Source organism: Grimontia sp. SpTr1 (genome assembly GCF_947387585.1).
GTDB lineage: Bacteria > Pseudomonadota > Gammaproteobacteria > Enterobacterales > Vibrionaceae > Enterovibrio > Enterovibrio indicus.
The window spans coordinates 233,620-242,965 of record NZ_CANDOD010000005.1 but is presented as its reverse complement, the minus strand read 5'-3'; the positions used below and the strand labels follow the sequence as shown (position 1 = coordinate 242,965).

Below are 9,346 nucleotides of genomic sequence, written 5' to 3'. Positions count from 1 at the left end.
GATCCCTTCAGACTGGAACGGCACCGATCCGATCGTGATGACAGTGTCCACCAACATCCTGTCTGATACTGACGGCTTTGTGGACGGGGATTATTCCGTCACCGCCACGGTCACTGATGTGGCCGGCAACGTCTCCGAGGCCAGTACCCCAGCCGGCTTTACGCTGGACACCACCGCTGCCGGCGAAGGCACCGGTGTGGGCGGCACGGATGAAGCCCCAGTCCTGACCATTGCTGAAGCCACCGATGGCGTCAGTGAGGCCGAAGCCAGTGATGGTGTACAGGTCAGCGTGGCCGTACCGACTGGCGCAGTCTCCGGTGACACCATTACCCTCACCGTCACCCAACCTGACGGCACTTCAGAAACCGTCGACACCCTGATCCCTTCAGACTGGAACGGCACCGATCCGATCGTGATGACAGTGTCCACCGACATCCTGTCTGATACTGACGGCTTTGTGGACGGGGATTACTCCGTCACGGCGACGGTCACCGATGTGGCCGGCAACGTCTCTGAGGCCAGTACCCCTGCCGGCTTTACCCTGGATACTACCGCTGCCGGCGAAGGCACCGGTGCGGGCGGCACGGATGAAGCCCCAGTCCTGACCATTGCTGAAGCCACCGATGGCGTCAGTGAAGCAGAAGCCAGTGATGGCGTGCAGGTCAGTGTAGCCGTACCGACTGGCACGCTGGCCGGTGACACTATCACCCTCACCGTTACCCAACCTGACGGCACCACTGAATCCGTGGATACCCTGATCCCTTCAGACTGGAACGGCACCGATACGATCGTGATGACGGTGTCCACCGACATCCTGTCTGATACTGACGGCTTTGTGGACGGGGATTATTCCGTCACCGCCACGGTCACTGATGTGGCTGGTAACGTCTCACAGAGCAGCAATACAAGCAGCTTTACTCTGGATACCACAGCCCCTACCGCAGCGACTATCGACGCCTTGGTGACCAATGACATCACTCCTGTTGTGACTGGTACTGCGACGTTGGGGGACGGGGAATCTTTATCCGTAACGCTAAATGGCGTCACCTATGAAGATGTTCCAGTAGATGCTGACGGCAACTGGAATATTGAGGTTGCCGATGCAGAGTCCTTGGCAGAAGGTACCTATGACGTTACTGCAGTCGTTTATGACACGGCGGGTAACACCACTTCAGATGTAACAGTTAACGAGCTTACCGTTGATCTCACGGCCCCAGAGTCCCCGATAGTCTCGATCGTAGATGACACAAATGACGATGGTCTCGCCAACACTGCAGAACAAGGCAATGATAATCTTCAGCTCTCAGTCGCAGTCGATCATGACGAGCTCTCTGCCGGTGGCATAGTTACTCTTAGCATCGATAACAATGGCACATCAAACACTGTCAACCTTCTGCTAGATAATGGCACGCTGCAATTTGCAGATGGTAGTGATGCAACTGGCTACACCTACACCAACGGGGTCATTTCTTGGACAGAAACTGTTAGTACCGGAGGTTCAGTGTCTGTTGCAGCCACTCAAACAGATGCAGCAGGAAACGTCTCTAGTTCCGCTTCAGACTCAGCAACTGTAACACAAGCACTCGACGATTCAGCTTCAGCCCAGGAAGATACCAACCTGAACGGTAATGTGCTGATTAACGATCTTGGTAATACCAGCGTTGTCAGCTTCACTGTGACGGGTGTTTCGACCACTTTTACTGCTGGACAAACTGCGACGATAACTGGCATCGGAACATTCATACTGAACGCCGATGGCGGCTACACCTTTACACCTGTTGCAGATTGGAATGGCAGTGTTCCACAGGTGACTTACACAACCAATTCTGGTGATAGCGCAACCCTAACAATGACGGTAACCGCAGTGGACGACGCGGTTGATGCTGTCAGCGACTCTTACTCGACAGACAAAGATAGCTCTATTTCCCTAAACCTTTTAGGGAATGACTCAGCACCAGATGGTGGCCTCTCCATTACACACATTAATGGTGTGCAAGTCACAGGAGGTTCGCAAAGCATTGCCGTGGATAACGGAAACGTTGTGATTGCCTCAGATGGCTCAATGAGCTTTCAGCCTGTTGCGGGTTACATTGGTGACGTGAGTTTCAACTATCAAGTTAAAGATGCTGATGGAGATACAGATACCGCATCTGTAGACATATCGGTTGTTAATCCCAATGCAGCTCCAGATGCCATCGACGATTCAACAACCATGGTCGATGCAGGAGCAATAACGACTGGCTACACCGGTCCGACCGTTGATACCACAATACTTGAAGGGTTCGGAACAAATAGAGTCGATGATTCTGCCTACATCTCTACGACTAACGCAGATGGCAGCTATACCGTTGTTTGGCGTGCGTGGGATACAAATTATTATGGTAATAACAAAGTCGCTCTCCAAACCTTTAACGCGGATGGCACCCCGAAAGGTGACAAAGTTATTCTTGGTGGTCGGGACAAAATTGAGTCACCACAAGTCACCCAACTCAATGATAGTGGCGATATGCTTGTCACATGGACGGGTTACAACAACAACGCTACGTTAAATACCCATTCTTACGCTCAAGTCGTTTACGCAAACCCCGATGATCACGGTGGCGCCACCACTGGACCCATCATGGATCTTGGTTCATCACAACTAAGAACTGTCACGTCAGAACACTCTGGTGATACTAGCGTCATTGTTTGGCAAAACAATTTCACTTTGTACAAACAGGTACTCGATACCAGTGGCAACAAAATAGGCTCACCAACAGTTGTCGGGTCAGTTTCTGCTAATTCCAATGGTTACCCCATTGAAGCAAAGGTCGAAATTACGACTCTAGATAATGGTAACTACGTCATTTCCTGGAATCAGGGGTCAACGGCAACCGCCACCAACACTGTCATGCTGTCTCCAGACGGTGACAAAATTGGCAGCACGCAAACGCTCAATATTGGCGGTACGGATGGAGTCGGTGACCTAGAGACCAATGTCATCAGTGTTGGTGACGGCAAGTACGCGATTGTCGGTTCTAGTGGCGGTGTTGTAAAACTCACTTTATTGGATGGGAGCACCAATCAACCTATTACCAATTCTACCCAAACGTTGAGCTTGGCTGGTACATCTGGAAATAGTTTGCCATCAATAGCAAACGTTGGCACAGACGGGGATTTTGTTGTCGTTTGGCGTGGTATAGAAGGTGGGCAATGGCAAACTTATATCCAACATTTCGATGCCAACGGCTCCAAAGATCAACCTGTAAGTAAACTTGAAACACCCGGAGGTCACGGACCAGCGAAAGTCATAGGCGTTGGCAGTGATGGCGACTATGTTATTGTTTGGAGTGGTATTAACGATGCTGGCAACTATGACGTTCATACCCAGAAGTACAATGCAGACGGCACAAAAGATGGGGAACAGCTTACATTTACAGGCCAACAAGAAGACAAAAATGACCTGAACTTCGATATTGTCGCTGTCGGAGATGATGGAGCTTATACGATTTCATATCTCGGCACCGACTCTAGTGCTAATGGTGGTGATTACAGCATTTACATCGCCAGCGTTGATGCAAATGGCAACAAAGTTGTCGCCTACCCTGAAGGCAGTACTGGCGACTTTACCATCGGCACTGACGTTACAGTCACGTCAGGTTTCTACACAGTCACATACAGCACCGGAACCCTCTACGCCAACGGTGTCGTCTACCCAAGTGGCAGTCAGGTGCCAGCAACTGAATGGGTTGACGTTAAATTGGTGGGGGCCACTGCTTCTGAGTATGACCTCGTTGTCACCGCCCATGAGTCCATCAGCACGTCCGAAGACACTTCTCTCGTCCTGAATGCCAGTGATCTTCTGTTGAATGACACCGATGCAGACGGTGATACCCTCACCATAGTCTCCGTGCAGGATCCTCAAAATGGCTCAGTCATCCTCAACCCTGACGGCACCATTACATTCACACCGGCATCCAATTACAACGGTCCCGCCAGTTTCACTTACACCATCAGTGATGGGCAGGGAAAAAGTGATACAGCGACCGTCTACCTCACCGTCAAACCAGAAGATGATGCAGTTGATGCGATCAACGATGAGTTTATCTTGGGCGCAGATAACAGTGTCGCTTTAGACTTGTTAAGCAATGATCTCGCACCAGACGGCGGACTGGAAGTCACACAGATTAATGGTGTCACCCTGACCGGTGGAGCGCAGACCATTGCGGTAGACAATGGCAATGTCGTGATCGCCAGCGATGGCAGCATGAGCTTCGTCTCCAACACCGAATACTATGGTGAGATTAGCTTTAATTATCAGGTCACAGATGCTGATGGCGATATAGATAGCGCAAATGTCACCATAAACGGAAACGCAAGCATTCCGGAAGTTTCCAGTGTGTCGAATACGTCTGTGAATGAAGGCGAGGCGGCTTCTGTCACCATCACGCTGAGCAATGAGTCCACCACCCCTACCCGTGTGTTTATCGATGCCTATGGCGGCTCGGCCACCGAAGGCTCTGACTTCAACACCACAGACCTCTGGGTCAATTACGGCAGTGGCTGGGTGAAAGCGACCGGCGATTTCTCCGGCGGGAACTGGATTGATGTACCGGCTAACACCAAAACCTTCCAGGTGCGATCTCAAACCACAGAAGACGGCACTTACGAAGGCAATGAAAGCTACACCATCAAAGCCAAAGCCGATGGGCAAGGCAGTCTGGTGTCCGGTACGGTCACCATTGTCGAGGATGAAGCGGCCACCATTGTCCAGTCGGTCACTCACCTCAGAGATGGCGTCGAGGGCGGCACCTCCCCGGGTTGGACCGTCAACTTCAACAACCCGTCTGATGAAGCCACGACGGTCAGGCTCAACTTCAATGACAGTTATCATCAGGCAGACCATGGCACTGACTACTCAGGCAAAGTCTTTATCTACAATCTGTCTGGGCAAAAAATCGGGGAAGGCGTCATCGACGCTTCAAATAATTACCGTTTTGATTTCTCCGTCCCTGCTGGACAGGATGGGATCCGAGTGTATGCCCAAACCCTGAATGACAATATCTATGAAGGCAACGAGACCATTCAAATCCAGGCAGCTGTGCCAGGCAGACAAGGCTTTGTGCAATCTGCTGAGGCCGTCATCACTGATGAAGCCGACAAGCCACGTGTCACCAGTGTGTCCAACACTTCCGCTAATGAAGGCGAGGCGGCTTCTGTCACCATCACGCTGAGCAATGAGTCCACCACCCCTACCCGTGTGTTTATCGATGCCTATGGCGGCTCGGCCACCGAAGGCTCTGACTTCAACACCAAAGACCTCTGGGTCAATTACGGCAGTGGCTGGGTGAAAGCGACCGGCGATTTCTCCGGCGGGAACTGGATTGATGTACCGGCTAACACCAAAACCTTCCAGGTGCGATCTCAAACCACAGAAGACGGCACTTACGAAGGCAATGAAAGCTACACCATCAAAGCCAAAGCCGATGGGCAAGGCAGTCTGGTGTCCGGTACGGTCACCATTGTCGAAGATGAAGCGGCCACCATTGTCCAGTCGGTCACTCACCTCAGAGATGGTGTCGAGGGCGGCACCTCCCCGGGTTGGACCGTCAACTTCAACAACCCGTCTGATGAAGCCACGACAGTCAGGCTCAATTTCAATGACAGTTATCATCAAGCAGACCATGGCACTGACTACTCAGGCAAAGTCTTTATCTACAATCTGTCTGGGCAAAAAATCGGTGAAGGTGTCATCGACGCTTCAAATAACTACCGTTTTGATTTCTCCGTCCCAGCTGGACAGGATGGGATCAGGGTGTATGCCCAAACCCTTAACGACAATGTCTATGAAGGCAACGAGACCATTCAAATCCAGGCAGCTGTGCCAGGCAGACAAGGCTTTGTGCAATCTGCTGAGGCCGTCATCACTGATGAAGCCGACAAGCCACGTGTCACCAGTGTGTCCAACACTTCCGCTAATGAAGGCGAGGCGGCTTCTGTCACCATCACGCTGAGCAATGAGTCCACCACCCCTACCCGTGTGTTTATCGATGCCTATGGCGGCTCGGCCACCGAAGGCTCTGACTTCAACACCAAAGACCTCTGGGTCAATTACGGCAGTGGCTGGGTGAAAGCGACCGGCGATTTCTCCGGCGGGAACTGGATTGATGTACCGGCTAACACCAAAACCTTCCAGGTGCGATCTCAAACCACAGAAGACGGCACTTACGAAGGCAATGAAAGCTACACCATCAAAGCCAAAGCCGATGGGCAAGGCAGTCTGGTGTCCGGTACGGTCACCATTGTCGAAGATGAAGCGGCCACCATTGTCCAGTCGGTCACTCACCTCAGAGATGGCGTCGAGGGCGGCACCTCCCCGGGTTGGACAGTGAACTTCAACAACCCGTCTGATGAAGCCACGACGGTCAGGCTCAACTTCAATGACAGTTATCATCAAGCAGACCATGGCGCTGACTACTCAGGCAAAGTCTTTATCTACAATCTGTCTGGGCAAAAAATCGGGGAAGGCGTCATCGACGCTTCAAATAATTACCGTTTTGATTTCTCCGTCCCAGCTGGACAGGATGGGATCAGGGTGTATGCCCAAACCCTGAATGACAATGTCTATGAAGGCAACGAGACCATTCAAATCCAGGCGGCTGTTCCTGGCAGACAGGGATTTGTGCAATCTGCTGAGGCTGTCATTACCGACAACGCTGATATTCCAAAAGTGTCCAGCATCTCTCACCTACAGAATGCTGCGGAAGATGGTTGGGTCGGCTGGACAGTTAACATGACCAACACCTCCACCACCAACAGCACGGTGCAGTTGAACTTTAATGACGGCCTTCATCAGGCCAACTTCGGGGCAGACTATAACGGCAAGGTGCATGTTTACACCAAGTCCGGCACCTTCCTGAAAGAAGTCGTACTCAATGCCTCTAATGGCTACAAGGCCAATATCACTATCCCTGCTGGTGAAAGCGGCGTCAAAGTTTATGCCGATACCCTCAATGACAATGTCTATGAAGGGAATGAGACTATTAAGATCCAAGGCGCAGTCATTGGTCAGCAAGGTTGGGTGCAATCCGCTGCTGCCGTCATCACGGATAACGCTGACATCCCAAAAGTGGCCAGCATTACCCATTTGCAGAATGCGGCGGAAGATGGTTGGGTCGGCTGGACGGTCAATATGACCAACACCTCCACCACCAACAGCACGGTGCAGCTCAACTTTAATGACGGCCTTCATCAGGCCAACTTCGGGGCAGACTATAACGGCAAGGTGCATGTTTACACCAAGTCCGGCACTTTCCTGAAAGAAGTCGTACTCAATGCCTCTAATGGCTACAAGGCCAATATCACCATCCCTGCTGGTGAAAGCGGCGTCAAAATTTATGCCGATACCCTCAATGACAATGTCTATGAAGGGAATGAGACCATCAAGATCCAAGGTGCCGTCATTGGTCAGCAAGGTTGGGTGCAATCCGCTGCGGCAACGATCACCGATGAAGCAGATAAACCCTCGCTTTCAGTCGTTAATACCAATACCAATAACAAAGTCACTGAGTCAAATTGGGCCACTTTCAGCATAAAACTCAGTAAGCCAGTTGATCAGGCAACAAGCGTAAAAGTGAATGTATTCACGGGTGCCAATCCTGATATTACCAATAAAGACGTTGGGAATTATGAATATTGGACAGGCTCGGGTTGGGCTAATTTCAAGAGTGGAAGCAAAATGACCATCGCGGCTTTCCAGACTGAATTACAAATCCGTGTCAAGCCAATTAACGACAATAAAGTCGAAGGAAATGAAAAGCTTAAAATATTAGTAAATCCGACTGGTGTTGAAACACATATACAAACAGGTCAGGTCGAAGGAACTGTGCTCGTACTTGATGCTGGCCACACAGACACAAGCAACAGCAAAGGCGGATTCGTACATTGGCACATTGATGGAGGCGGCGCCCAACATATCACCGGTAACCGTTGGCAACCAAATGAAAAAGTTTTCCTTTACGGCCCCGATGGCACCAGAAAAGCGGTGTACGCCGATAGCGACGGCTTTTTCCATGTGCAAGGCACTGATTATTACACTTCAGCCGGAACACTAAGTGCCATTGGTGCAAAAAGTGGTTCTTCCAAAAACAGTGTCAGCGTAACCCCCAATATCACTCCAATCGTGCTTGATTTAGATGGAGACGGCATTGAAACCAGCGATGTAACCGCAAACCCTGTGAGGTTCGACTACAACGGCGATGGTCAAGATGTAAGTACTGGCTGGGTATCTGGTGGTGATGGCCTGCTGGTTCGTGACATCAATAAAGATGGTCAGATCAATGATGGTTCTGAGCTATTTGGTTCCAACACCCTACTACAAGACGGTACGACAGCTGCCGACGGCTATGAAGCGATGGCACAGCACGATACCAACGCAGATGGCGTCATCGACAAAAATGATGCCATTTATTCCGAACTTGGTGTTTGGGTCGATAAAGATATGGATGGCGAAACAGATGAGGGAGAACTCCTCAGTCTGGAAGAAGCCGGCGTCGCTTCAATCAATCTGGAAGCACAATCCTCAGATATCGAACAAAACAACAATGTCATAGGCAAGACATCCACCTACACCACAACAGATGGCGAGGAGCGCACCGCTGCTGATGTTTGGTTCTCCACACAACAAGCGCCTGAAGAGGAAACAAGCCTTGTTGGTTTAATTGAAGAGCACAGTATCAGTGGGCTGGATAGTGCAGACCTCGTATGGCATAGCGAAGATGTCACGGATCAACCGTGGTCGGACACAGTCACAGACTTCACGGTTGGGCAGTCTTCCCTCGATCTTTCTGACCTTGTAAAGGACAGCCAGGACCATCTACTTAGCGAAGATAATGTCGACATGTTTGAACAGGATGGCTCCTTGGTACTCAGAGTCGATACGGATGGAGACCACACTTGGAATCAGGAGATCATTCTTCAGGATGTTTCACTGGATGACATTGTCGATGAGAACGGAATGATTAAGAGCGGTGTGTTTGGAGACGACAATGTTAAAGAACTCTTTCAGAAAGCGGCAGCTACAGACGTCGTCGAAAACACTTCTACACATTTGGAGAATCCAACTTTAGATGATCATCTCTAAGACATAGTTATATATCTTGCAAATTGGACATGGATGTAAGGTTTTTCTTTGATGCAGGCCTTCCATCCAGTCTCGAAGCTGAGAATTAATGCAAATGTCAACCTTACTCACCCGTAAGTAATACTTTTTTCGGCTCACAACTCGTTGGAAGGCAACAGATTGCAAGCATAAACTATGTACACAGCATGTAATGCATTACGGTCACATGTTTATGAAATGGGATGC

Annotated in this window: 1 protein-coding gene; it reads left to right on the top strand. The window is 50.5% G+C overall.

Annotated elements, in window-relative coordinates:
• The first annotated feature begins 37 nt into the window (after positions 1 to 37).
• A complete protein-coding gene (locus tag QL223_RS10660) occupies positions 38 to 9,121 on the top strand; it encodes an Ig-like domain-containing protein (RefSeq protein ID WP_281544729.1) in 9,084 nt (3,027 codons plus the stop codon).
• Positions 9,122 to 9,346 lie beyond the last annotated feature (225 nt).

Coding starts and splice junctions, on each gene's coding strand:
- QL223_RS10660 (WP_281544729.1), top strand. CDS start 38: ATGACAGTGTCCACCAACATCCTGTCTGATACTGACGGCTTTGTGGAC.